Here is a 23768-nt window from a genome sequence, read left to right on the forward strand (position 1 = left end):
TTTTCTCCTTGAATTCGGTGATGTCCCGGCCGCCACTTCGTGAGTGCGGCCGGGCGTGATGGGCGTTAGTAGTCGATTGGGTCGCGCACGATCGGGCAGGTCATGCAGTGGCCACCGCCCCGGCCCCGGCCCAGCTCGCCGGCGCTGATGGTGATGACCTCGATGCCGGCCTTGCGCAGCAGGGTGTTGGTGTAGGTGTTGCGGTCGTAGCCGATGACCACGCCTGGCTCGATGGCCACCACGTTGTTGCCGTCATCCCACTGTTCGCGTTCGGCGGCGAAGCTGTTGCCGCCGGTCTCGACCACGCGCAGGCCATCCTTGAGACCAAGCTGTTCGCCGACCACTTCGATGAACGACTTGTTGATGCGGCGCACGTCCATGCCGTAGGGCTTGCTTTCGTCTGGCCGAATGATGAATGGCACGATCTCTTTCACCACTTCCGGGAAGACCGTGATCAGGTCGCGGTCGCAGAAGCTGAACACGGTGTCCAGGTGCATGGCGGCGCGGGACTTCGGCAGGCCGGCGACGATGACTTCCCTGACCGCGCCCTTGGCGAACAAGTTGCGAGCGAGCTGGCCGATGGCCTGGCGAGAGGTACGCTCGCCCATGCCGATCAGCACGATGCCGTTGCCGATTGGCATCACGTCGCCACCTTCGAGGGTGGACGAGCCATGCTCCTTGTCCGGGTCGCCGTACCAGACTTCGAAGTCGGCGTTGGTGAACTCTTTGTGGAACTTGTAAATGGCGGTGGTCAGCAGGGTTTCCTGGCGACGTGCTGGCCAATACATCGGGTTCAGCGTCACGCCTCCGTAGATCCAGCAGGTGGTGTCGCGGGTGAACTGGGTGTTGGGCAGCGGCGGCAGGATGAAGCTGGAGTGGCCCAGGTAGTCGTTGTACATCTTGACCACATCGGCGCCTTCACTCTGCGGCAGGTCCTGACCTGCCACACCGCCGATCAGGAACTCGGCCAGGTGGCGCGGATCGAGGCCTTCGAGCCAGCTGCGCACTTCGTTTTTCAGGCCCACGCCGACGGTGTCATCGGTGATCTTGCGGTCGAGGATCCACTTCAGGGCTTCGGGTTGCTGGACGATGTCGGTCAGCAGGTTGTGCATTTCCAGCACGTCGACGCCGCGCTCGCGCATCTTGGTCACGAAGTCGAAATGGTCACGCTTGGCCTGATCGACCCAGATCACATCGTCAAACAGCAATTCATCACAGTTGCTTGGCGTCAGCCGCTTGTGTGCCAGGCCCGGTGCGCAAACCATTACCTTGCGCAGTTTGCCGGCTTCGGAGTGGACACCGTACTTCTGTTTTTCAGCGGACATGGTTTCATTCCTCCAATTGAACGAAGACGTGGGTCAAAGGGTCAGGAAGCCGTCATACAGGCCGAAGGCTGCCACCAGGGCGCCGATGACCACGGCTGCGAAGATCAGTTTTTCCACGTTGGTGAAGATCGGTTGGCCTACTTCACGCTTGGCCTTGGCGAACAGGATCGCGCCAGGGGCGTAGAGCAGGGCCGAGAGCAGCAGGTATTTCACGCCGCCGGCATACAGCAGCCAGATGGCGTACAGCAGGGCGATGGCGCCGATGAACAGGTCTTTCTTGCGTTCTGCCAGGGCTTGTTCGTAGGTTTCGCTGCGCAGCGCCAGCAGGAAGGCATAAGCCGCCGACCACAAGTAGGGCACCAGGATCATCGAGGTGGCGAGGTAGATCAGCGACAGGTAGGTACTGCTGGAGAACAGGGTGATGACCAGGAAGATCTGCACCATGGCGTTGGTCAGCCACAGGGCGTTGGCCGGCACATGGTTGGCGTTCTCGCGGCGCAGGAACTCCGGCATGGTGTGGTCCTTGGCGGCGGCGAACATGATCTCGGCGCACAGCAGCACCCACGACAGCAGGGCCCCGAGCAGCGAGATGATCAGGCCGACGCTGATCAGCACCGCGCCCCAGTGACCGACCACGTGTTCAAGCACGGCGGCCATCGACGGGTTCTGCAGCTTGGCCAGCTCCGGTTGGGTCATGATGCCCAGCGACAGCACGTTGACCAGTACCAGGAACAGCAGCACGGTGACGAAGCCGATGACCGTGGCCTTGCCCACGTCTGAGCGTTTTTCCGCACGGGACGAGAAGATGCTTGCGCCCTCAATGCCGATGAACACCCACACGGTGACCAGCATCATGTTGCGCACCTGGTTCATCACGCTGCCCAGGTCTGGCGTGCCCACCGCCCAGATGTCGGCGGTGAAGATGTCGAGCTTGAAGGCGAACAGGCAGATCAAGGCGAACAGCACCAGCGGCACGACCTTGGCCACGGTGGTGACCAGGTTGATGAACGCCGCTTCCTTGATGCCGCGCAGTACCAGGAAGTGAACGGCCCAGAGCAGCACCGAGGCACCGATGATCGCCGCCGGGGTGTTGCCTTCTCCGAAGACCGGGAAGAAATAACCGAGGGTGCTGAACAGCAGCACGAAGTAACCAACGTTGCCCAGCCAGGCACTGATCCAGTAGCCCCAGGCTGAAGAAAAGCCCATGTAGTCGCCGAAGCCGGCCTTGGCGTAGGCGTATACGCCGCCGTCCAGGTCAGGCTTGCGGTTGGCCAGGGTCTGGAACACGAACGCCAGGGTCAGCATGCCGACCGCAGTGATCGCCCAGCCAATCAATACCGCCCCAACCCCCGCACTGGCGGCCATGTTTTGCGGCAGCGAGAAGATCCCGCCACCAATCATCGAACCGACTACGAGAGCAACTAACGCGCCGAGTTTTAGTTTTCCGGATGAATCAGACATTTAACAACTCCTGCCAGGAGAAAGTTGACGACAGAATAAATCCGACGCCTGGGCCAAGACCTGACTCAGGTCAGTGCTTGGCGATGCGAGGTAGGAAATTTCCTACGCGCAACTCCTGGAGAGTGCCGACTGCTCAGCTGCAGGCCCTTTGCGCTGGCATCTCCATGTCCTTCTAGAGCAAACGCTCCGTTTGGCCTGCGACTTCTGACGCTAGCCGTTTTTGCCGCGTTCGCAAATTTTTCACAAGAATTTCGAGTTTTATCAGATTCTTTTCCGGTTGCCTGGCAGCTGCTAGTTTTACAGGGAATGTGGCGATAGACATTATGGTTATTAATGCTATAGGTTTAATGGTTTTGGCCATATAAGTAACAGCATTTATATGGTGCCCATGACTGTTGCAAACGCATGACAGCACGTAAAAAAGGAAGCCCCATGAGCGAACCCGGACAAAAGCTGCGACTGGGTGCACTGATTGCACTGGTGGTGGGCTCGATGATTGGTGGCGGCATCTTCTCGCTGCCGCAAAACATGGCCGCCCGTGCCGATGTCGGCGCTGTGCTGATCGGCTGGGCGATCACGGCAGTGGGCATGCTGGCACTGGCCTTCGTGTTCCAGACCCTGGCCAACCGCAAGCCCGAGCTGGACTCGGGGGTATATGCCTATGCCAAGGCCGGCTTCGGCGAGTACATGGGGTTCTCTTCCGCCTGGGGTTACTGGATCAGCGCCTGGCTGGGCAACGTTGGTTACTTCGTGCTGCTGTTCAGCACCCTGGGCTTCTACTTCCCAGTGTTTGGCGAAGGCAACACGCCCATTGCCATCGGCTGTGCCTCGCTGCTGTTGTGGGCGGTGCACTTCCTGGTGCTGCGTGGCATCAAGGAAGCGGCGTTCATCAACCAGGTGACCACCGTGGCCAAGGTGGTGCCATTGCTGATCTTCGTGGTCATCGCCGCCTTTGCCTTCCGTGCCGACATCTTCACCCGTGATATCTGGGGCTTGAGCAATCCACAGTTCGGCAATGTGCTGGACCAGGTGCGCAACATGATGCTGGTCACGGTGTTCGTGTTCATCGGTATCGAGGGCGCCAGTGTGTATTCCGGGCGGGCGCAGCGCCGCTCGGACGTCGGCAAGGCCACGGTGATCGGGTTTCTCGGGGTGCTGGCGCTGCTGGTGCTGGTCAACGTGTTGTCGCTGGGGGTGATGACCCAGCCGGAGCTGGCCGGGTTGCAGAACCCGTCGCTGGCCTCGGTGCTGGAGCATATCGTCGGCCCTTGGGGTGCCTTGCTGATCAGTATTGGCCTGGCGGTATCGCTGCTCGGTGCCTTGCTGTCGTGGGCCCTGCTGTGTGCAGAAATTCTTTACGCCACGGCGCGTGACAAGACCATGCCGCGCTTCCTGGCCAAGGAGAACGCCAACCATGTGCCGGCCAATGCCCTGTGGCTGACCAACTGCATGATCCAGGGCTTCCTGCTGATCACGCTGATTTCAGAAGGTACCTATACCAGCCTGATCTACCTGGCATCGTCGATGATTCTGGTGCCCTATCTGTGGTCGGCGGCCTATGCCGTGCTGCTGGCCTGGCGCGGGGAAAGCTACGAAGGGCAGGCAGGGCTGCGGCGCAAGGACCTGCTGGTGGCCGCGCTGGCGCTGCTGTATGCGGTGTGGCTGCTGTATGCGGGCGGCCTCAAGTACCTGCTGCTGTCGGCACTGCTCTATGCCCCAGGGGTAATCCTCTTTGCCCGGGCCAAGCACGAGCAAGGGCAGACGCTGTTCACCACCTGGGAGAAGCTGATTTTCGCGGCAGTGCTGGCGGGCGCGGCGCTGGCTGCCTACCTGCTGTATTCAGGGCTGTTGAGCTTGTGAGGTAGAGGGGCAGGGCTGTTCAGGGCGAGACCAGATCCACAGGTTGCCCAGGGTCATGCCGGCAATCGCCAGAAACACCGGCCAGTGGTGCTCGAGGAAGACCAGCATCAAGCCTGCGCACAGCAGCATGCTGACGGTGGCACTGACCTTGGCACGACGCTGGATCACCTTGCCGTTGCGCCAGTTGTACAGGATCGGCCCGAACAGGCGATGGTTTTCCAGCCAGGCAGACAGGCGCGGCGAACTGCGCGTCGCGGCCCAGGCGGCCAGCAGGATGAACTCGGTGGTCGGCAGGCCGGGGATGACGATGGCGACCAGGCCTATCCCCAAGCTTACGTAAGCCAGGATGCCATATAGCAGGCGGGACAGTTTCGAGCGGGCGGGTCGGGTCATGGTCTCACTGCAAAAAACGTCCGGCCACCGGAGAGGCGGCCGGTTGATGCGTCTCAGGCCAGCGCGGCATCCGCGGCATAGGCATGCTTGAGCAGTTCGGTGAAGCGCTCGAAGGCGGCAACTGCTGCACGCTCGGCGGCGGCATCTTCCTCGGGCGACAGCTCCAGGCCATCGAGGATACGGGTGAACTGCTTCCAGCCTTCGGCACGGCCACCGGCCGGCTCGCCGAGGTGGCGGGCACCGAAGCTGTCGGACAACTCCAGGGCCACGGCACGCTTGATCAGAAACGCAGCGCCAAGTTTGGAGCCTTCCGAGACGAAGATCCAGCCCATGGCTTCACCCAGGGTCGGATTGTGCAGGGCACCGGGAACGGCGGCCGGGACTTCGGTGTTCAGGTCGGCGAGATCCAGGCGGGCCTGTTCGGCGCGGCAGCGCTCGGCCAGGTCAGGGACGATGGCGATCAGTTGCGGGTCGTTGTACAGGGCCTGCAGTTCGGCCTGGAACAGGTATTGGGCGACGACGAAGCGGGCGAAGCTTTCGCGGCTGTCGAATGGCGCATGGGATTTGACCAGGGCGTCGAGCTCGCTGTGCGGAGCGTGGGTGGCCTGGTTCAGGCGTTGCGAGCGCAGGGCTGGGCGGTCGGTCATGGGCGTGTCCTTGGTAAATGAGGGCGTCTAGTGACAAGACGAAACAGCGGGGCGGGGAGAGTAAAAAAACTTGGGTCTGTCTTGAGTGCTGCAGCGCCTGTGGGATCGCGCGCCGCGCGATCCCACAGGCGCCGCAACGCTATAGCCCTACATCAGATATCCCACACCACATTGACGGCGAAGTTGCGCCCCGGCATGGTCAGGCGGTCGAGGTTGGCCGGCTGGGTCACGCCAGCTTCACCCTGGCCGTCGTAGCCACGCACCGAATCCCACTGCCAGTAGTTCTTGTCGGTCAGGTTGTACAGCCCAGCGTTGACAGTGACGTCGTCGGTCACCTTGTAGAAGCCGCTCAGGTCCAGCACGCCGTAACCCGGAGTGCGGAACTGCGAGCTCTGGCCGTCCGGCGCGAAGAACGTGGTGTCGTCGACACGGGTCTTGCGCTTGACCAAGGTCCAGCTCAGCAGGCCACCATAGTTCGGCTGCTCGTAACCCAGGCCGAACACGCCGGTCAGCGGGTTGACGCTGTTCAGCGGCTGGCCGTTGTCATCGTTGCGGCCATAGGCGTAGGCGATCGAACCCTGGGTGTACAGGCCCTGCGGCGCACCGAAGTGGTCGAGGTTCAGGCGGCCCTTGATCTCGGCGCCCTTGATGGTGGCGTGCTTGATGTTGTTGGCCTGGAACGTGGTTTCCAGGTTGGCCGACTGTACGGCGTCTTCGTCGATGAAGTCGCGGTACTTGTTGTAGAACACCGCCACGTCGAAGTTGCCGGCGTCGAAGTTGCCGCGCAGGCCGGTTTCGTAGCTCTTGCTCTTTTCCGGTTCGAGGCCGGGGTTGCCCTGCACGCTGTAGCCCAGGGTCGGGTTTTCAAAACGCCCGTACATCGACTTTGCCGTCGGGGTACGGAAACCTTCGGCGTACTGGCCGTACCAGGTGTAGTGGTCGTTGAAGGCATAGGTCAGGCCGAACTTGGGCGAGACGCGGTGCCACTTCTTGTCCGAGTCGTCGAGGCTGTTTGGAGCGGTGCCTGAGCCCTGGATACCACGCAGGAACTCCTCGGTGAACTTCGGCTCCATGCGTGTGTAGTCGTAGCGCGCGCCGGGCATGAAGGTCCAGTTGTTCCAGCGGATTTCATCCTGCACGAACAGGCTGTAGGTGTTCACGGTCGGGTCCGGGAAGTCACTAACCAGTGCCTGGGCATCGCTGGTGCTGACCTGGCCGATGACGCGGCAGGTGCCACCGACTGCCAGGCAGGTGCCGGTGCCACTGCGCGAACCGGTGACCTTCTCGTGCTTGAGGGTGGTGCCGTAGGTCAGCAGGTGGTCGGTGGCGCCGACGCTGAAGGCCTTGTCCAGCTGGGCGTCGAACACCCACTGGCGGTCCTTGTAGGTGGTGTCGCGGGTGCGCAGCACGGTGCGGCTGAACGGGAAGTAGACTTCCTCGGTGCTCTGGTCGGTCTTGGCGATCTGGTAGTTCAGGCTCCATTTCACGTGGTCGGCGACCAGCGAATCCAGGCCGAACTCATGGTTGATGCCGAAGCGCTCACGGGTCACGGTGTCGTTGCCGGTGCGGCTGCGGTACATGCCCAGGCCGGTGCCGTTGGTGAACGGGCCACCGACGGCGCTGAGGATGTTCTGGTCGCGGTCATCCTTGTAACGTTCGTAGGTCAACCCCAGGCGGGCATCGTCGGCGTAGTTCCAGCCGAGCTTGGCCAGGACGTTGGTAGTGCGCACGTCTTGCGGATTGGCCTCGGTGCGCGACAGGCCGGTGCCACCATGGCTACCGTAGGATTCGGTTTCGTGACCATTGCGCTGGCTCAGGTGCAGCAGGCCGTCGAAATCGCCGGTGCGGCCAGCCACGGTAGCCGAGGTCAGCCAGCTCTCATCGGCTGAGCTGTAGCCGGTCTTCAGGCGCGCGCCGACGTCCTTGCCTGGCTTGATGATATCGTCCGGGTCGAGGGTGAAGTAGCTTACCGCGCCGCCGATGGCGTTGCTGCCGTACAGCACCGAAGCCGGGCCGCGGAGTATCTCCACGCGCTTGACGATCTCGGGGTCGACGTAGTTGCGCTGGGTCTGGGCGTAAGGGCCGTAGAAGAAGCTGTCGGGGATCGATACGCCGTCAACCTGGGTGAGCACGCGCTCACCGTCGATGCCGCGGATGTTGTAGCCGTTCAGGCCGCTGCGCTGGCCGGTGCCCCCCACCGAGACACCCGGTTCGTATCGCACCAGCTCCTGGATGTTGTTGACGTTCTGCCGGTCCAGTTGCTCACGGGTCTGCACGCTCACGGTGCTTGGCACCTGGCTCACGTCCTGGGCGCTACGGGTGGCGCTGACGGTCATCTGCTGCAGGGCGATGACGTTGCCCGCCGACTGTCGTTCGAGCACCACGTTGCCGTTGCTGATCTTGCGCAAGCCCAGGCCGGTGCCCTGGAGCAGGCGCTTGAGTGCAGCTTCCGGCGCCAGCGAACCCTGTACACCCGGCGATGCCACGCCGTCGGCCAGTTCGGCGCTGAAGCCGACCTGCCAGCCAGTGACCTTGCTGAAGGCATTGATCGCTTCGACCAGCGGCTGCTGGGCGATGCTGAAGCGGTAGTCGCCCATGCGCGGGCTGCTGGCCTGGGCCGGTTCGGCGGCCAGCGCCGGCAGGCTGCAGGCACCGCTGGCGAGCAGAGCCAGTGTCAGCAGCGACAGCTGACCGGTACGGCGGGGAAGGGTGGACGGGCGAGATGGACCTGTGGACATCGAAAGCGCTCCCTGACGCGCGAACTGTTATAGGTGATTACCGTTCTTGTTTTTAAACAAGAATCAGTTGCATTGGCTATAACGAGACGAGCGGGGAGACGCGATCGCGTAAAAAAACTTGTCGCTCAGTTGATGATCACCACGGCGGGTAATTCGTGCAGTTGCGCCGAGGTGATGTGGGCCAGGGCGCGCAGGGTTTCCAACGGCTGATCGAGGCGGTAGTTGCCAGTCACCGCCATGTCGCCGAGGTGGTCGTTGCGGTTGATGATCCAGCCAGGGTAATAGCGGCGCACTTCGGCCAGCACCTGGCTCAACGGGCAGTTCTCGAACACCAGGCGGCCGTCGACCCAGGCCAGGTCCCTGTGCATGTCCGGGCGCTGGCGCTGGCCGAAACCCTGCGGGCCGACACTGATGCTGTCGCCGGCACTGAGGCGGATGCGCTGGTCGAGTGCCCCCTGCAGGTCGACGTCGCCGCGCTGCACGCGAACCTGTGCCTCGCCGTCGAGGTAGCGCACGGCAAAATCGGTGTCGCGTACCTGTGCACGCACGGGGCCTGCCTGCACTTCCAGCGGCAGCTGGGCGCCACCGGGCACCTGGAAGTACGCCTCGCCTTGTAGCAGGCGTGCGACCTGGCGGCCGCCCTGCTGGTCGCTGGCGAAGGCGGAATTGGTGTTGAGCAGGACCTTGGCGCCGTTATCCAGCTCCAGACGCTGGCGTTCACCGACCACGGTCAGGTGGTCGGCCTGCAGGCGCACCGGCAGGTTGCCGAAGGTGAACAGCCCCACCAACAGCACGGCGGCGGTCGCCAGTGGCTTCCAGTGCGCGCGCAGGCGGCCGCGCAGCGAGCGGCGCTGGTGCTGGTGCATGTGCATGGCGGCCTGGCGCAGCGGGGTGCCGTTCCACAAGGCTTCAGCCTCGACATAGGCCTCGGCGTTTTCCGGAGCTGCGCTGAGCCATTGCTCGAAGGCGAGGGTGTCGGCTTCGCTGGCGCACTGCAGGCGAACGAGCCAGTCCAGCGCCTCGTCCAGCGCACGGGCGCGGGCGTCGGGCCCGGTGGCTGGCGGGCGAGTGACGGGGCTGTCGGTCACGGTGGGTCCTTGCAGGTATTTTTGCGAATGATCAAGGCTTGGGCGAAGCATGGCAAGCGCCATGCAGCATTCGGCACGCCTGCGGTCGGCTCATTTGAGACGGTCGGCCACGCCCATGCAGATGGCCATGATCAGTTTCAGTTCCTTCTGTACCGTGCTGGCCGAGACCTGCAGTTGCTCGGCAATTTCCAGGTAGCTGGCGCCGTGCAGGCGGCTGAGGATGAAAATGCGCTGCTGGCGCTCGGTCAGCTGGTTGAGGCTGACGCTCAGGTGCTTGAGCAGTTGTTCGGCGTGGGCGGCGTCCTCACTGCTACCCAGCGGGGAGGCGACATTGTGCAGCACCTCGTCGGGCACATCGTCGACCAGCATGCGCGACTGCACCCGCCGCGTGCGCAGGTGGTCCAGGGCGAGGTTGCGGGCGGTCTGGAACACGAAGGGCTCGAGGTGTTCGATGGGCCGCTCGCCCAAGGCGCGGGACACCCGCAGGTAGGTTTCCTGCAGCAGGTCCTCGGCGGTGTTGGGGTTGCCTACCATGCGTTGCAGGGTGCGCAGCAGGGAAAGGCGCTGGACGAGGAAGACGGAGTTGAACCGGGACTGACTCACGGGGTGACCTGGCCGACGAAAGGTTAATGATAATGCTTATCATCTCGTAGTCAGGTCAAGCCTGGATTTGTTAGAAAAAGGTAAAGATTGTATGGGGGCGGGGTGTTCGACTTGGGATTCTCAGCGCTTATGAGACCGAGCGCCGCCCGCGCAGCGCTCGGTCTCATAAGCGGCAAAAATCTCCAGTCAGGAGCCCTTCAGCGCGCGCTGGCCAATGCCAGACAGTTATCCAGCATCCGGTTGGAGAACCCCCACTCGTTGTCATACCAAGCCAGCACCTTGAGCATCCTCCCGTTGGCGCGGGTATGGTTGGCATCGAAGATCGACGACAGCGGGTTGTGGTTGAAGTCGCACGACACCAGCGGCAGGGCGTTGTAACCGAGCACCTTGGAGTGCCGGCTGGCTTCGAGGAACAGCTGGTTGACCTGCTCGGCGGTGGCCTCGCGCTTGAGGTTGACGGTCAAGTCGACCAGCGACACGTTGATCACCGGCACCCGCACCGCCATGCCGGTGAGCTTGCCGGCCAGTTCCGGCAGCACCAGGCCCACGGCTTCGGCGGCGCCGGTCTTGCTCGGGATCATCGACTGGGTGGCCGAGCGGGCGCGGTATGGGTCGCTGTGATAGACGTCGGTCAGCACCTGGTCGTTGGTGTAGGCGTGGATGGTGGTCATCAGCCCCTGTTCGATGCCGAACTCGCGGTGCAGCACCTGGGCGATCGGCGCCAGGCAGTTGGTGGTGCACGAGGCGTTGGAGATGACCTGGTGCGAAGCCCGCAGGATATCGTGGTTGACCCCGTACACCACGGTGGCATCGACGCCCTTGCCCGGCGCCGAGACGATCACCTTGCCGGCGCCCGCAGCCAGGTGCGCGGCGGCCTTGGCACGGTCGGTGAACAGCCCGGTGCATTCGAACACCACGTCGATCGCTTCGGCCTTCCAGGGCAGTTCGGCCGGGTTGCGGATGGCACTGACCGCGATACGGTCACCATTGACCGTCAGGCTTTCATGGTCGGCCTCGACCAGCGCATCGAATGTGCCGTGGACGCTGTCATATTTGAGCAGGTGGGCGTTCATCGCGCTGTCACCCAGGTCGTTGATGGCGACGACCTGCAGGTCCTGGCGGTAGCCTTGGGTATACAGTGCGCGCAGGACATTGCGCCCGATGCGGCCGAATCCATTGATGGCGATACGTAGGGTCATGGCAGTACCTCTGGCGGTCCGAGTGAAACCTGTGGCAAAAAGGCGGTTCACTGAAACGGTTTTGTTGTTGGAATTACAAGATTATTCACTCGAAGATAGAAAACAAGCCTTTTTGATGGCAGTATTTTGTTTAAACATACAACGAGTGGTTGGGCACAGTGCCTCCCCCGATATCGCGAGCCCCTCTACCTTGAGCCTAGGCCGCAATCGTTTGGAGGGGAAATGCCCGGTAAACCGCCCTTACAATTAGCCTGGAGTCCAGTACATGCATCCGCGCATCCTTGAGGTCACCCAGCGGCTGATCGAACGCAGCCGAGCCACCCGCGAACGCTACCTGCAGCTGATTCGTGGCGCGGCCAGTGACGGGCCCATGCGTGCCAGCCTGCAGTGCGCCAACTTCGCCCATGGCGTGGCCGGTTGCGGTGCCGAGGACAAGCAGACCCTGCGGTTGATGAACGCGGCCAACGTCGCCATCGTCTCGTCCTACAACGACATGCTCTCGGCGCACCAGCCGTACCTGCATTTCCCTGACCAGATCAAGCAGGCCCTGCGCGAGGTCGGCTCGGTCGGCCAGTTCGCCGGTGGCGTGCCGGCAATGTGCGACGGCGTGACCCAAGGCGAGCCAGGCATGGAGCTGGCCATTGCCAGCCGCGAAGTGATCGCTATGTCCACTGCGGTAGCGCTGTCGCACAACATGTTCGACGCTGCGCTGATGCTCGGCATCTGCGACAAGATCGTCCCCGGGCTGATGATGGGCGCGCTGCGCTTCGGCCACTTGCCGACCATCTTCGTGCCGGGCGGGCCGATGGTTTCCGGTATTTCCAACAAGCAGAAGGCTGACGTGCGCCAGCGCTATGCCGAAGGCAAGGCCAGCCGCGAGGAGCTGCTGGAATCGGAAATGAAGTCCTACCACAGCCCCGGCACCTGTACCTTCTACGGCACCGCCAACACCAACCAGCTGGTGATGGAAGTCATGGGCCTGCACCTGCCAGGCGCCTCGTTCGTCAACCCGTACACCCCGCTGCGCGATGCCCTGACCGCCGAGGCAGCGCAACAGGTCACGCGCATGACCAAGGCCAGCGGCAGCTTCATGCCGCTGGGCGAGATCGTCGACGAGAAAGCGCTGGTCAACTCCATCGTCGCCTTGCACGCCACCGGCGGCTCGACCAACCACACCCTGCACATCCCGGCGATCGCCCAGGCGGCCGGCATCCAGCTGACCTGGCAAGACATGGCCGACCTGTCCGAGGTGGTGCCGACCCTGTCCCACGTCTACCCCAACGGCAAGGCCGACATCAACCACTTCCAGGCCGCTGGCGGCATGGCCTTCCTGATCCGTGAACTGCTCGATGCCGGCCTGTTGCACGAAGACGTCAACACCGTGGCTGGCCACGGCCTGCGCCGCTACACCCAGGAGCCGTTCCTCGACAACGGCAAGCTGGTGTGGCGCGAAGGGCCGCAGCAGAGCCTGGACGAGAGCATCCTGCGCCCGGTGGCACGGCCGTTCTCGGCCGAAGGTGGCCTGCGGGTGATGGAAGGCAACCTGGGCCGAGGCGTGATGAAGGTTTCGGCAGTAGCGCCTGAGCATCAGGTGGTCGAAGCGCCGGCACGGGTGTTCCATGACCAGCAGTCGCTGGCCGATGCCTTCAAGGCCGGTGAACTGGAGTGCGATTTCGTTGCCGTGGTGCGCTTCCAGGGCCCGCGCTGCAACGGCATGCCCGAGCTGCACAAGCTGACGCCGTTCCTCGGCGTGCTGCAGGACCGTGGCTACAAGGTTGCGCTGGTGACCGACGGGCGTATGTCGGGCGCCTCGGGCAAGATCCCGGCGGCCATCCACGTTTGCCCCGAGGCGTTCGATGGTGGCCCGCTGGCACGCGTGCGCGATGGTGATATCGTGCGGGTCGATGGTGTCGAAGGCACGCTGCGGGTGATGGTGTCGGCAGAAGAGCTGGCCGGTCGTGACCTGCCGCCCGCGCCTCAGGGCAACGACCTGGGCTGCGGCCGTGAGCTGTTCGGCTTCATGCGCATGGCATTCAGCCCGGCAGAGCAGGGCGCGAGCGCCTTTACCTCGGCTCTGGAGAACCTCAAATGAAGGACCTGCTGGTTGGCGACATCGGTGGCACCAATGCCCGCTTTGCGTTGTGGCGTGACAACCAGCTGTACCAGGTGAAGGTCTTCGCCACGGCGGATTACACCAGCCCGGAGCAGGCCATCGAGGCTTACCTGCAAGGCCACGGCATTGCCCGTGGTGGCCTCGCGGGGGTGTGCCTGGCGGTGGCCGGGCCGGTGGATGGCGATGAATTCCGCTTTACCAACAACCACTGGCGGCTCAGCCACAAGGCGTTCTGCCAGACCTTGCAGGTCGAGCGGCTGCTGCTGATCAACGACTTTTCTGCCCAGGCCCTGGGCATGACCCGCCTGCAACCCGGTGAGTACCGTGAGGTCTGCCCAGGCAAGGCAGACCCGGCGCGGCCCGCGCTGGTGATCGGCCCGGGCACCGGCCTGGGGGTCGGCAGCCTGTTGCGCCTGGGCGAGCAGCACTGGCAGGCGCTGCCGGGTGAAGGCGGGCATGTCGACTTGCCGGTGGGCAACGCCCGCGAGGCGGCGATCCATCAGCAGCTGCACAGCCAGATCGGCCACGTCAGCGCCGAGACCGTGCTGAGCGGTGGTGGCCTGGTGCGTTTGTATCAGGCCCTGTGCGCACTGGATGGCGACACGCCCCGACACACAACGCCTGCGCAGATCACCGATGCGGCGCTGGGCGGCGAGCCACGGGCGCTGGCGGTGATCGAGCAGTTCTGCCGCTTCCTCGGGCGTGTGGCCGGTAACAATGTCCTGACCCTGGGCGCGCGCGGCGGGGTCTATATTGTCGGCGGCGTGATCCCGCGCTTTGCCGAGCTGTTCCTGCGTAGCGGATTTGCCGCCAGCTTTGCCGACAAGGGCTGCATGAGTGGTTATTTTGCAGGTGTGCCGGTTTGGCTGGTAACTGCCGAGTTCTCTGGCTTGCTCGGAGCCGGGGTGGCACTGCAGCAAACCCTGGATCACTGATACGCTCGATCGGCTGCACCGCGACAGCAGGCGAGAAAGACCTGCAACAACAAGAGGGCGGGATACCTTGAGCACTGCCGGAAAGTCCATCCTGATGGTCGATGACGATCAGGAAATTCGTGAATTGCTGCAAACCTACCTGAGCCGTGCCGGCTTCCAGGTCCACGCCGAAGCCGATGGCCAGGGTTTTCGTCGCGCCTTGGAAAACGCTCCCTGCGACCTGGTGATCCTCGACGTCATGTTGCCCGACGAAGATGGCTTCAGCCTGTGCCGCTGGGTGCGCCAGCACCCGCGCCAGTCACGGGTACCGATCATCATGCTGACCGCCAGCTCCGATGAAGCCGACCGCGTCATCGGCCTGGAGCTGGGCGCCGATGACTACCTGGGCAAGCCATTCAGCCCACGTGAATTGCAGGCGCGGATCAAGGCCCTGTTGCGCCGCAGTGAGTTCGGCCAAGCCGCCCCTGTCAGTGTCGTGTTGGCTTTCGACGACTGGCGTCTGGATACCGTCAGCCATCGGCTGTTCCACCGCGATGGTGAAGAGGTGATTCTGTCCGGTGCCGACTTCGCCTTGCTCAAGCTGTTTCTCGATCACCCTCAACAGATCCTCGACCGCGACACCATCGGCAACGCCACCCGAGGCCGCGAGCCGATGCCGCTGGATCGCATCGTCGACATGGCGGTCAGCCGCCTGCGCCAGCGCCTGCGCGACACCGAAAAGCCTGCGCGGCTGATCCGCACCGTGCGTGGCAGTGGTTACCTGCTGGCTGCCCATGTCTGCTGCGCTTCCTGAGCGGCGCTGGCGCCTGCTGCCGCGCTCGCTGCTGGGGCGCATGCTGCTGCTGACCTTGCTCGTGGTGCTGTTGGCTCAGGGCCTGTCGAGCCTGATCTGGGTCGCCCAGCTGCGTGCCAGCCAGCTGCAGGGCCTGCGCGCCAGTGCCGGCAGCCTGGCCCATTCCATGAGCGCCAGCGTCAGCTACTTCCGCTCGCTGCCGGTGGCCTATCGGCCGATGGTGCTCGATCAGTTGCGCAGCATGGGCGGCACGCGCTTCTTCGTGTCGCTCAACGACAAGCCGCTGGACATGCCGGTGTTGCCCATCACGCCACGCAAGCAGGCGGTGATCGACGTGTTCCAGGACGTGCTTCACGAGCGGCTTGGCGAACAGATGGAGATCTCCGTCGAGTTCGTCGCCCCCGATGACCTGCGCATCTTCAACAGTGGCCTGAAGCTCGATGAGCTGCCGCGCTCGTGGGCGCATTACTCGCTGACCCTGGAGCCGCTCAACCCGCCAGTGCTGGTGACCCAGATCCGCCTGGACCAGGGCGAATGGCTGTACATCGCCTCCTTGCTGCCCGAACCCTACACCAGCCTCGAAACCGAACGCCTGCCGCGTCAGCAGATCGGCTTCATCGTCCTGACCACCGTCTTGCTGCTGCTGTTCATCGGCTTGCTGGTGCACTGGCAGAGCTGGCCGCTCAAGCGCCTGGCACGCGCCGCGCGCGAACTGTCGTTGGGCGCCGATGTGGCACCGGTGGCCGAAGGCGGCGGCAGCGAGGTGGTCGAAGTGGGGCGTGCGTTCAACAGCATGCGCGAGCGCATCAGCCGTTACCTGACCGAGCGCTCGCAGTTGTTCAGCGCCATTTCCCACGACCTGCGCACGCCGATCACGCGCTTGCGCCTGCGCGTAGAGCTGCTCGAGGACGAGCGGTTGCAGGCCAAGTTCAGCCAGGACCTCGACGAGCTGGAGCTGCTGGTCAAAGGGGCTCTGCAGTGCGTGAAGGACACTGACATCCACGAGAACATCGAGCCGATAGACCTCAATCAGGTGCTGGAGATTCTCGCCGAGCCATATCTGGGTGACGGCCGTATCACCGTCGAAGGGCAAGCCATGTCGCCATACCCGGGCAAGCCGCTGGCACTGCGCCGTTGTATCGGCAATCTGATCGACAATGCCATCAAGTATGGCGAGCGGGCACACCTGCGGATCATCGACAGCGCCGAGGGCTTCGTGCTGCAAGTGGATGACCAGGGGCCCGGCGTGCCGCAGCAGCAGATGGAGCAGGTGTTCGAGCCGCATTTTCGCCTGGCCGGCAAGCAGCAGGGCTACGGCCTGGGCTTGGGCATCGCACGTAATATCGCCCACAGTCACGGCGGCGAGGTGAGCTTGCTCAACCTGCGCGAAGGCGGTTTGCGGGTGACGCTGTATCTGCCAAGAGGCATGGATTGAGGCGTGTCACCGACTGGTGACACAACCACAGTCCTTCGTGACATCCCGGCCAGGACGGCTGGCTAGACTTCGCAGACGACTGGCAAGGAACGCGCAGGCCCATGAAGCACATCGATCTCCCGTTCGGCAGCTGGCTGGATTCACCGGTTCATGCTGCCTGGCTCATGGCAGAAGGGCAGTGCCTGCTGGCCTTCGCCAAGGCATCGAAGTTGCCAGCCGGCTTCGGCAACCTCGATGCGTCGGGCAACCTCGCGCCGGGTGCCATCGCCGAAACCATGAACACCGCACGCATGACCCATTGCTTCGCCCTCGCGCACATCCAGGGTGTGCCTGGCTGCCAGGCTTACGCCGAGCATGGAGTCGCGGCCTTGCGCGGGGCGTTGCGCGATGCCAGCTACGATGGCTGGTTCGCGCACCCCGAAGGCCTCTACGACAGTGGCAAGGCTGCCTACCTGCATGCATTCGTCGCGCTGGCCGCCAGTTCCGCCAAGGTGGCCGGGATGGCCGGTGCTGAGCAGTTGCTGGAGGACGCCGTAGGGGTAATCGATGCGCACTTCTGGTGCGAGCAGGAGGGCGCCCTGCGTGAAACCTTCTCCCGCGCCTGGCAGCTGCCTGAAGCCTACCGTGGCGCCAACAGCAACATGCACGCTACCGAGGCGTTCCTGGCCCTGGCCGATGCCACCGGCAACACACTGTGGCTGCAACGGGCGTTGCGCATTGCCGAACGCATCATCCACACCCATGCCGCTGCCAACGGCCATCGGGTCATCGAGCATTTCGACGCGTTCTGGCAGCCAGTGCCGCACTATAACCTGGAGCATCCGGCCGACCACTTCCGCCCTTACGGCACAACGCCGGGGCATGCCATGGAATGGGCACGCCTGCTGCTGCACCTGGAGGCCAGCCTGCACTTGGCTGGTCTCCCTGTACCCGATTGGCTGCTGGCCTGCGCCCGTGGCCTGTTCGACAGCGCCTGTCGTCACGCCTGGCATGCCGATGGCGAACCTGGCTTCGTCTACACCCTGGACTGGGACAACCGCCCTGTGGTCAGACAGCGCCTGCACTGGGTGCATGCCGAGGCGAGCGCTGCCGCCGCCGCGCTGTTGCGCAGAACCGGCGAAGCCAATTATGAGAAGTGGTACCACTGTTTCTGGGGGTTCATCGACAACCATTTCATCGACCGTGCCGGCGGCAGCTGGCACCACGAACTCGATGCGAACAATCGCCCTGCCGGCACCATCTGGCCGGGCAAGCCGGACCTGTATCACGCGTATCAGGCGGTTCTGCTGCCGGTTTTACCCCTGGCACCCAGCCTGGCAACGGCAATTTCGCGTTATGTAACCAAACGATGACATTCGCGCATCGCTTCGTTACCTGGCGAGGCGGGCGCGCTGATTAGACTCCATGCAATGCAAGCGATCGACTTGCCCGGCATAACAACAAGAAAGGTACTCCGATGAATTCGACTCTCCGCCTCGCTGCCGCGATCTCCCTCGCCTCGCTCTTGCCGCTCAGTGCCTCCGCCGCCGAATCCAAAGGCAGCGTCGAAGTGGTGCACTGGTGGACCTCCGGTGGCGAAAAAGCCGCTGTGGATGTGCTCAAGGCCCAGGTCGAGAAAGACGGCTTCACCTGGAAGGACGGCGCTGTCGCAGGTGGCGGTGGTGCCACGGCCATGACCGTGCTCAAGAGCCGCGCAGTAGCCGGCAATCCGCCTGGTGTCGCGCAGATCAAGGGGCCGGACATCCAGGACTGGGCCGCTACCGGGCTGCTCGACGCCGATGTGCTCAAGGACGTCGCCAAGGAAGAAAAGTGGGATTCGCTGCTCGACAAGAAGGTCGCCGACACCGTGAAGTACGACGGTGACTATGTCGCGGTGCCGGTCAACATCCACCGCATCAACTGGTTGTGGATCAACCCTGAGGTATTCAAGAAGGCCGGCATCGACAAGGCACCGACCACCCTCGACGAATTCTACGCCGCTGCCGACAAGCTCAAGGCTGCCGGTTTCATTCCTCTCGCCCATGGCGGCCAGCCCTGGCAGGACAGCACGGTCTTCGAGAGCGTGGTGTTGGCGGTGATGGGGGTGGAGGGTTACAAGAAAGCGTTGGTCGAGTTGGATGAGAAAGCCCTGACCGGCCCCGAGATGGTCAAGTCGCTCGCCGAACTCAAGAAAGTCGCCACCTATATGGATCCTGACGGCAAGGGCCAGGACTGGAACCTCGAAGCGGCCAAAGTCATCAACGGCAAGGCCGGCATGCAGATCATGGGCGACTGGGCCAAGAGCGAGTGGACCCTGGCGAAGAAGACCGCCGGCAAGGATTACCAGTGCGTGCCGTTCCCCGGCACGGACAAGGCATTCCTGTACAACATCGACTCGCTGGTGGTGTTCAAGCAGAACGACAAGGGCACTGCCGCCGGGCAGCAGGACATCGCCCGCAAGGTGTTGGGTGAAGACTTCCAGAAGGTCTTCAGTATCAACAAGGGCTCGATCCCGGTGCGCAACGACATGCTTGCCGACATGGGCAAGTACGGCTTCGACGCCTGTGCCCAGACCTCCGCCAAGGACTTCCTCGCCGACGCCAAGAGCGGCGGCCTGCAGCCGAGCATGGCGCACAACATGGCCACCACGCTGGCCGTGCAGGGCGCCTTCTTCGATGTGGTAACCAACTACATCAATGACCCCAAGGCCGACCCGGCCGATGCGGCGAAGAAGCTGGCGGCGGCGATCAAGGCGGCCAAGTAAGCCATTCGCGGGCATGCCCGCTCCCACAGGTTCGGCGCCCTGCCCAGGACCTGTGGTGAGCAGGCCCACTGTGGGAGCGGGCATGCCCGCGAAGCGGTGCAAAGCACCGCCCGTACCTCGAGATTCACAACATGACAACAACAACCGCCCAACTGCGGGCCTCCCCCCTGGATGCGCTGCAGCGCTGGCTACCGAAACTGGTGCTGGCGCCGAGCATGTTCATCGTCCTGGTGGGCTTCTACGGCTACATCCTGTGGACCTTCATCCTCTCCTTCACCACTTCGACCTTTCTGCCGACCTACAAGTGGGCAGGCCTGGCGCAGTACGCCCGGTTGTTCGACAACGACCGCTGGTGGGTGGCAAGCAAGAACCTGATGCTGTTCGGTGGCCTGTTCATCACCATCAGCCTCGCCATCGGCGTGCTGCTTGCCGTGCTGCTGGACCAGCGCATCCGCCGCGAAGGCTTCATCCGCACCATTTACCTGTACCCCATGGCGTTGTCGATGATCGTCACCGGTACCGCCTGGAAGTGGCTGCTCAACCCCGGCATGGGCCTGGACAAGTTGCTGCGCGACTGGGGTTGGGAGGGCTTTCGCCTGGACTGGCTGATCGACCCTGACCGGGTGGTGTACTGCCTGGTGATCGCCGCGGTGTGGCAGGCTTCGGGCTTCATCATGGCGATGTTCCTCGCCGGCCTGCGCGGGGTTGACCCGTCGATCATCCGCGCTGCACAGATCGACGGTGCCAGCCTGCCGCGCATCTACTGGACCGTGGTGCTGCCCAGCCTGCGCCCGGTGTTCTTCAGTTCGCTGATGATTCTTTCGCACATTGCCATCAAGAGCTTCGACCTGGTGGCGGCAATGACAGCCGGTGGCCCGGGCTACTCCTCCGACCTGCCGGCAATGTTCATGTACTCCTTCACTTTCAGCCGCGGCCAGATGGGCATGGGCTCGGCCAGTGCCATCCTCATGCTCGGGGCGATCCTGGCGATCCTCGTGCCGTACCTGTACTCGGAGCTGCGGAGCAAGCGCCATGCATAGTCTTTCGGAAAAACCAGCGCTGAGCCTGAGCCGCATCACGATCCATGCGGTGCTGCTGATCGCCGTGCTGTTGTACCTGGTGCCGCTGGTGGTGATGCTGCTGACCAGCTTCAAGTCGCCGGAAGACATCAGCACCGGCAACCTGCTGAGCTGGCCCGCCGTGATCACTGGCATCGGCTGGGTCAAGGCCTGGGGCACGGTCAGTGGTTACTTCTGGAACTCGATCATGATCACCGTGCCGGCGGTGCTGATCTCTACCAGCATCGGTGCACTGAATGGCTATGTGTTGTCGATGTGGCGCTTTCGCGGCTCGCAGCTGTTCTTCGGCCTGCTGCTGTTCGGTTGCTTCCTGCCGTTCCAGACAGTGTTGCTGCCGGCGTCGTTCACCCTTGGCAAGCTGGGCCTGGCCAGCACCACCAGCGGCCTGGTACTGGTGCACGTGGTCTACGGCCTGGCGTTCACCACGCTGTTCTTCCGCAACTTCTACGTGAGCATCCCCGATGCACTGGTCAAGGCTGCGCGCCTGGACGGCGCCGGCTTCTTCACTATCTTCCGCCGCATCATTCTGCCGATGTCGACACCAATCATCATGGTCTGCCTGATCTGGCAGTTCACCCAGATCTGGAATGACTTCCTGTTCGGCGTGGTGTTCTCCAGCGGCGACTCACAGCCGATCACCGTGGCCCTGAACAACCTGGTCAACACCAGCACTGGGGCCAAGGAATACAACGTCGACATGGCGGCGGCGATGATCGCCGGCCTGCCAACCCTGTTGGTCTACGTGGTGGCAGGCAAATATTTCGTCCGCGGGCTCACGGCCGGCGCGGTCAAGGGGTAAGTCATGGCAACGCTCGAACTTCGCAATGTGAACAAGACCTACGGCAGCGGCCTGCCAGACACCCTCAAGGACATTCAGTTGTCGATCAAGGACGGTGAATTCCTGATCTTGGTCGGCCCCTCGGGCTGCGGCAAATCGACCCTGATGAACTGCATCGCTGGCCTGGAAGACATTACCGGCGGCGCGATCCTCATCGACGAGCAGGACGTCAGCGGAATGAGCCCCAAGGATCGCGACATCGCCATGGTGTTCCAGTCCTACGCGTTGTACCCGACCATGAGCGTGCGCGAGAACATTGAATTCGGCCTGAAGATTCGCAAGATGCCGCAGTCGGCCATCGATGAAGAAGTGGCGCGGGTGGCCAAGCTGCTGCAGATCGAGCACCTGCTCGCACGCAAGCCGGCGCAGCTGTCCGGTGGCCAGCAACAGCGAGTGGCCATGGGCCGGGCGCTGGCGCGGCGGCCGAAGATCTACCTGTTCGACGAGCCGCTGTCCAACCTCGACGCCAAGCTGCGGGTCGAGATGCGCACTGAAATGAAACTGATGCACCAGCGCCTGAAGACCACCACGGTGTATGTCACCCACGACCAGATCGAGGCTATGACCCTGGGCGACAAGGTGGCGGTGATGAAGGACGGCATCATCCAGCAGTTCGGCACGCCACAGCAGATCTACAACGACCCGGCCAATCAGTTCGTCGCCAGCTTCATCGGCTCGCCACCGATGAACTTCATTCCAGTGCGCCTGGCCAAGCAGGACGGGCGCCTGTTGGCGGTGCTCGACAGTGGCCAGGCGCGCTGCGAACTGCCGTTGGGGCCGGCCAACGATGACCTCGACGGTCGCGAGATCATCCTCGGCATCCGCCCCGAGCAGATCGCCCTGGGCGCAGGTGAGGGCAATGGCCTGCCCGGTATCCGCGCCGAAGTGCAGGTGACCGAGCCCACCGGGCCGGACCTGCTGGTGTTCGTCACCCTCAACCAGACCAAGGTCTGCTGCCGCCTGGCGCCGGACATCACCTGCCGGGTGGGCGAAAGCTTGCACCTGCAGTTCGATCCGGCACGGGTGCTGCTGTTCGACGAAGGCAGCGGCGAACGTTTGCACCTGGCCAGCAGCAATACTGCCGTAAAGGACAACGTGGCTCACTTCAAGGGCCGCTAATTCGTCTACACCATCAATAAGAAAAAAGAGGACGCAAAGGGATGGAACAGCGCAATCGCATCAGGACCTTGGGTTCACTGGCCCTGCTTGCCGTGGTTGGCAGCAGCGGCGTGCAGGCTGCCGAGGCATTTTCCAGCGAGTCGAAATGGATGACCGGCGATTGGGGCGGTACCCGCACCGAACTGCTGGACAAGGGCTACGACTTCACCCTCGACTACGTGGGCGAGGTGGCCGGTAACCTCCATGGCGGCTACAACGACGACAAGACCGCCCGCTACAGTGACCAGTTCGCGCTTGGCGCCCACCTGGATCTGCAGAAGATCCTCGGTTGGCACGATGCCGAGTTCAAGCTGGCGATCACCGAACGCAGTGGCCGCAACCTGTCCAACGACCGCATCAGCGACCCGCGCGCCGGGCAGTTCAGCTCGGTGCAGGAAGTGTGGGGCCGTGGCCAGACCTGGCGGCTGACGCAGATGTGGGTCAAGCAGAAGTACTTCGACGGTGCGCTGGACGTGAAAGTCGGCCGCTTCGGTGAGGGGGAGGACTTCAACAGCTTCCCCTGCGACTTCCAGAACCTGGCCTTCTGCGGCTCGCAGGTGGGCAACTGGGTCGGCAGCATCTGGTACAACTGGCCGGTCAGCCAGTGGGCACTGCGGGTCAAGTACAACATCACCCCGGAATTCTTCGTACAAGTCGGCGCCTACGAGCAGAACCCGTCGAACCTGGAGACCGGCAACGGCTTCAAGCTCAGTGGCAGTGGTACCAAGGGGGCAATCCTGCCGGTCGAGATGGTCTGGTCGCCCAAGGTCAATGACCTGCCGGGTGAATACCGCCTGGGTTATTACTACAGCACCGCCAAGGCCGATGACGTATTCGAAGACGTCAACGGCAACCCGCAGGCGGTCACCGGCCAGGACTTCAAGTCGCATTCGAGCAAGCACGGCTGGTGGGTGGTGGCGCAGCAGCAGGTCACCGCCCATGGTGGCGACATCAATCGCGGCCTGAGCCTGTTCGCCAACTTCACTGTGCACGACAAGGCCACTAACGTGGTCGACAACTACCAGCAGGTCGGCCTGGTCTACAAAGGGGCTTTCGACGCCCGGCCCAAGGACGACATCGGCTTCGGCGTGGCACGCATTCATGTGAACGATGACGTGAAGAAACGCGCCGAGCTGCTCAATGCCCAGAGCGGTATCGACGATTACGACAACCCAGGCTTCGTGCCGCTGCAGCGCACCGAGTACAACGCCGAGCTGTACTACGGCTTCCACGTCACCAACTGGCTGACCGTGCGGCCCAACCTGCAGTACATCAAGAGCCCGGGCGGTGTGGACGAAGTCGACAACGCGCTGGTCGCAGGTTTGAAGATTCAGTCGTCTTTCTAAGCGAACTTGTTGTA

Annotated in this window: 19 protein-coding genes; 11 read left to right on the forward strand and 8 right to left on the reverse strand. The window is 63.2% G+C overall.

Annotated elements, in window-relative coordinates; genetic code table 11:
• Positions 1-65: 65 nt before the first annotated feature.
• Together arcA and arcD (ACOKS3_RS05290) are read right to left on the reverse strand one after the other, a co-directional pair.
• Positions 66-1325: an arginine deiminase gene (gene arcA / locus ACOKS3_RS05285; protein WP_103445528.1), complete on the reverse strand. Its 1260-nt coding sequence runs from the start codon at positions 1323-1325 to the stop codon at positions 66-68.
• Positions 1326-1358: 33 nt separating this feature from the next.
• Complete coding sequence (gene arcD, locus ACOKS3_RS05290) at positions 1359-2786, reverse strand: arginine-ornithine antiporter (RefSeq protein ID WP_103445527.1); 1428 nt, start codon at positions 2784-2786, stop codon at positions 1359-1361.
• Between the two features lie 432 nt (positions 2787-3218).
• Here arcD (ACOKS3_RS05290) and arcD (ACOKS3_RS05295) point away from each other — a divergent pair, with 432 nt between their 5' ends.
• Positions 3219-4646, forward strand: a complete 1428-nt coding sequence (gene arcD, locus ACOKS3_RS05295) for an arginine-ornithine antiporter (RefSeq protein WP_103445525.1) — start codon at positions 3219-3221, stop codon at positions 4644-4646.
• Here the strand turns inward: arcD (ACOKS3_RS05295) and ACOKS3_RS05300 are convergent.
• The 6 genes from ACOKS3_RS05300 to gap all read right to left on the reverse strand — a co-directional run bounded on the left by ACOKS3_RS05300 (position 4626) and on the right by gap (position 11314).
• The gene (locus tag ACOKS3_RS05300; RefSeq protein WP_103445524.1) at positions 4626-5039 is read right to left on the reverse strand and encodes a YbaN family protein; all 414 of its coding nucleotides are present in this window, start codon (positions 5037-5039) and stop codon (positions 4626-4628) included. The two genes, arcD (ACOKS3_RS05295) and ACOKS3_RS05300, sit on opposite strands and share 21 nt — an antisense overlap.
• A gap of 53 nt (positions 5040-5092) precedes the next feature.
• The gene (locus ACOKS3_RS05305; protein ID WP_103445523.1) at positions 5093-5686 is read right to left on the reverse strand and encodes a biliverdin-producing heme oxygenase; all 594 of its coding nucleotides are present in this window, start codon (positions 5684-5686) and stop codon (positions 5093-5095) included.
• 152 nt (positions 5687-5838) lie between these two features.
• The gene (locus ACOKS3_RS05310; protein WP_103445522.1) at positions 5839-8424 is read right to left on the reverse strand and encodes a TonB-dependent receptor; all 2586 of its coding nucleotides are present in this window, start codon (positions 8422-8424) and stop codon (positions 5839-5841) included.
• Between the two features lie 125 nt (positions 8425-8549).
• Entirely contained in the window at positions 8550-9512 is a 963-nt protein-coding gene (locus ACOKS3_RS05315) for a FecR family protein (protein WP_103446227.1), read from the reverse strand.
• A 90-nt stretch (positions 9513-9602) separates the two neighbouring features.
• The gene (locus ACOKS3_RS05320) at positions 9603-10115 is read right to left on the reverse strand and encodes an RNA polymerase sigma factor (RefSeq protein ID WP_103445521.1); all 513 of its coding nucleotides are present in this window, start codon (positions 10113-10115) and stop codon (positions 9603-9605) included.
• 197 nt (positions 10116-10312) lie between these two features.
• Entirely contained in the window at positions 10313-11314 is a 1002-nt protein-coding gene (gene gap / locus ACOKS3_RS05325; RefSeq protein WP_103445520.1) for a type I glyceraldehyde-3-phosphate dehydrogenase, read from the reverse strand.
• 265 nt (positions 11315-11579) lie between these two features.
• On the opposite strand from gap, the gene edd reads away from it, so the two are divergent.
• The 10 genes from edd (at position 11580) to ACOKS3_RS05375 (ending at position 23754) form a co-directional block, all read left to right on the forward strand.
• Entirely contained in the window at positions 11580-13406 is a 1827-nt protein-coding gene (edd, locus tag ACOKS3_RS05330; RefSeq protein WP_103445519.1) for a phosphogluconate dehydratase, read from the forward strand.
• On the forward strand, positions 13403-14362 hold the full coding sequence (locus tag ACOKS3_RS05335) for a glucokinase (protein ID WP_103445518.1): 960 nt from the start codon (positions 13403-13405) through the stop codon (positions 14360-14362). Before edd ends, ACOKS3_RS05335 begins: the two co-directional genes overlap by 4 nt.
• Before the next feature lie 67 nt (positions 14363-14429).
• Positions 14430-15155, forward strand: coding sequence for a two-component system response regulator GltR (gene gltR / locus ACOKS3_RS05340; protein WP_103445517.1), 726 nt, complete (start codon positions 14430-14432; stop codon positions 15153-15155).
• A complete protein-coding gene (locus tag ACOKS3_RS05345; RefSeq protein WP_103445516.1) occupies positions 15136-16590 on the forward strand; it encodes an ATP-binding protein in 1455 nt (484 codons plus the stop codon). The genes gltR and ACOKS3_RS05345 overlap by 20 nt, the downstream gene beginning before the upstream one ends.
• A 101-nt stretch (positions 16591-16691) precedes the next feature.
• Positions 16692-17942, forward strand: a complete 1251-nt coding sequence (locus tag ACOKS3_RS05350; RefSeq protein WP_103445515.1) for a D-mannose isomerase — start codon at positions 16692-16694, stop codon at positions 17940-17942.
• A 104-nt stretch (positions 17943-18046) separates the two neighbouring features.
• On the forward strand, positions 18047-19333 hold the full coding sequence (locus tag ACOKS3_RS05355) for an ABC transporter substrate-binding protein (RefSeq protein WP_103445514.1): 1287 nt from the start codon (positions 18047-18049) through the stop codon (positions 19331-19333).
• A 131-nt stretch (positions 19334-19464) separates the two neighbouring features.
• Positions 19465-20373, forward strand: coding sequence for a carbohydrate ABC transporter permease (locus ACOKS3_RS05360; RefSeq protein WP_103445513.1), 909 nt, complete (start codon positions 19465-19467; stop codon positions 20371-20373).
• Positions 20366-21211, forward strand: a complete 846-nt coding sequence (locus tag ACOKS3_RS05365; protein ID WP_103445512.1) for a carbohydrate ABC transporter permease — start codon at positions 20366-20368, stop codon at positions 21209-21211. Before ACOKS3_RS05360 ends, ACOKS3_RS05365 begins: the two co-directional genes overlap by 8 nt.
• 3 nt (positions 21212-21214) lie before the next feature.
• Complete coding sequence (locus ACOKS3_RS05370) at positions 21215-22369, forward strand: ABC transporter ATP-binding protein (protein WP_103445511.1); 1155 nt, start codon at positions 21215-21217, stop codon at positions 22367-22369.
• Positions 22370-22410: 41 nt separating this feature from the next.
• Positions 22411-23754, forward strand: coding sequence for a carbohydrate porin (locus ACOKS3_RS05375; protein ID WP_103445510.1), 1344 nt, complete (start codon positions 22411-22413; stop codon positions 23752-23754).
• Positions 23755-23768 lie beyond the last annotated feature (14 nt).

This window comes from Pseudomonas sp. HS6-2 (genome assembly GCF_049325675.2).
GTDB classification, from domain to species: Bacteria; Pseudomonadota; Gammaproteobacteria; order Pseudomonadales; family Pseudomonadaceae; genus Aquipseudomonas; species Aquipseudomonas putida_N.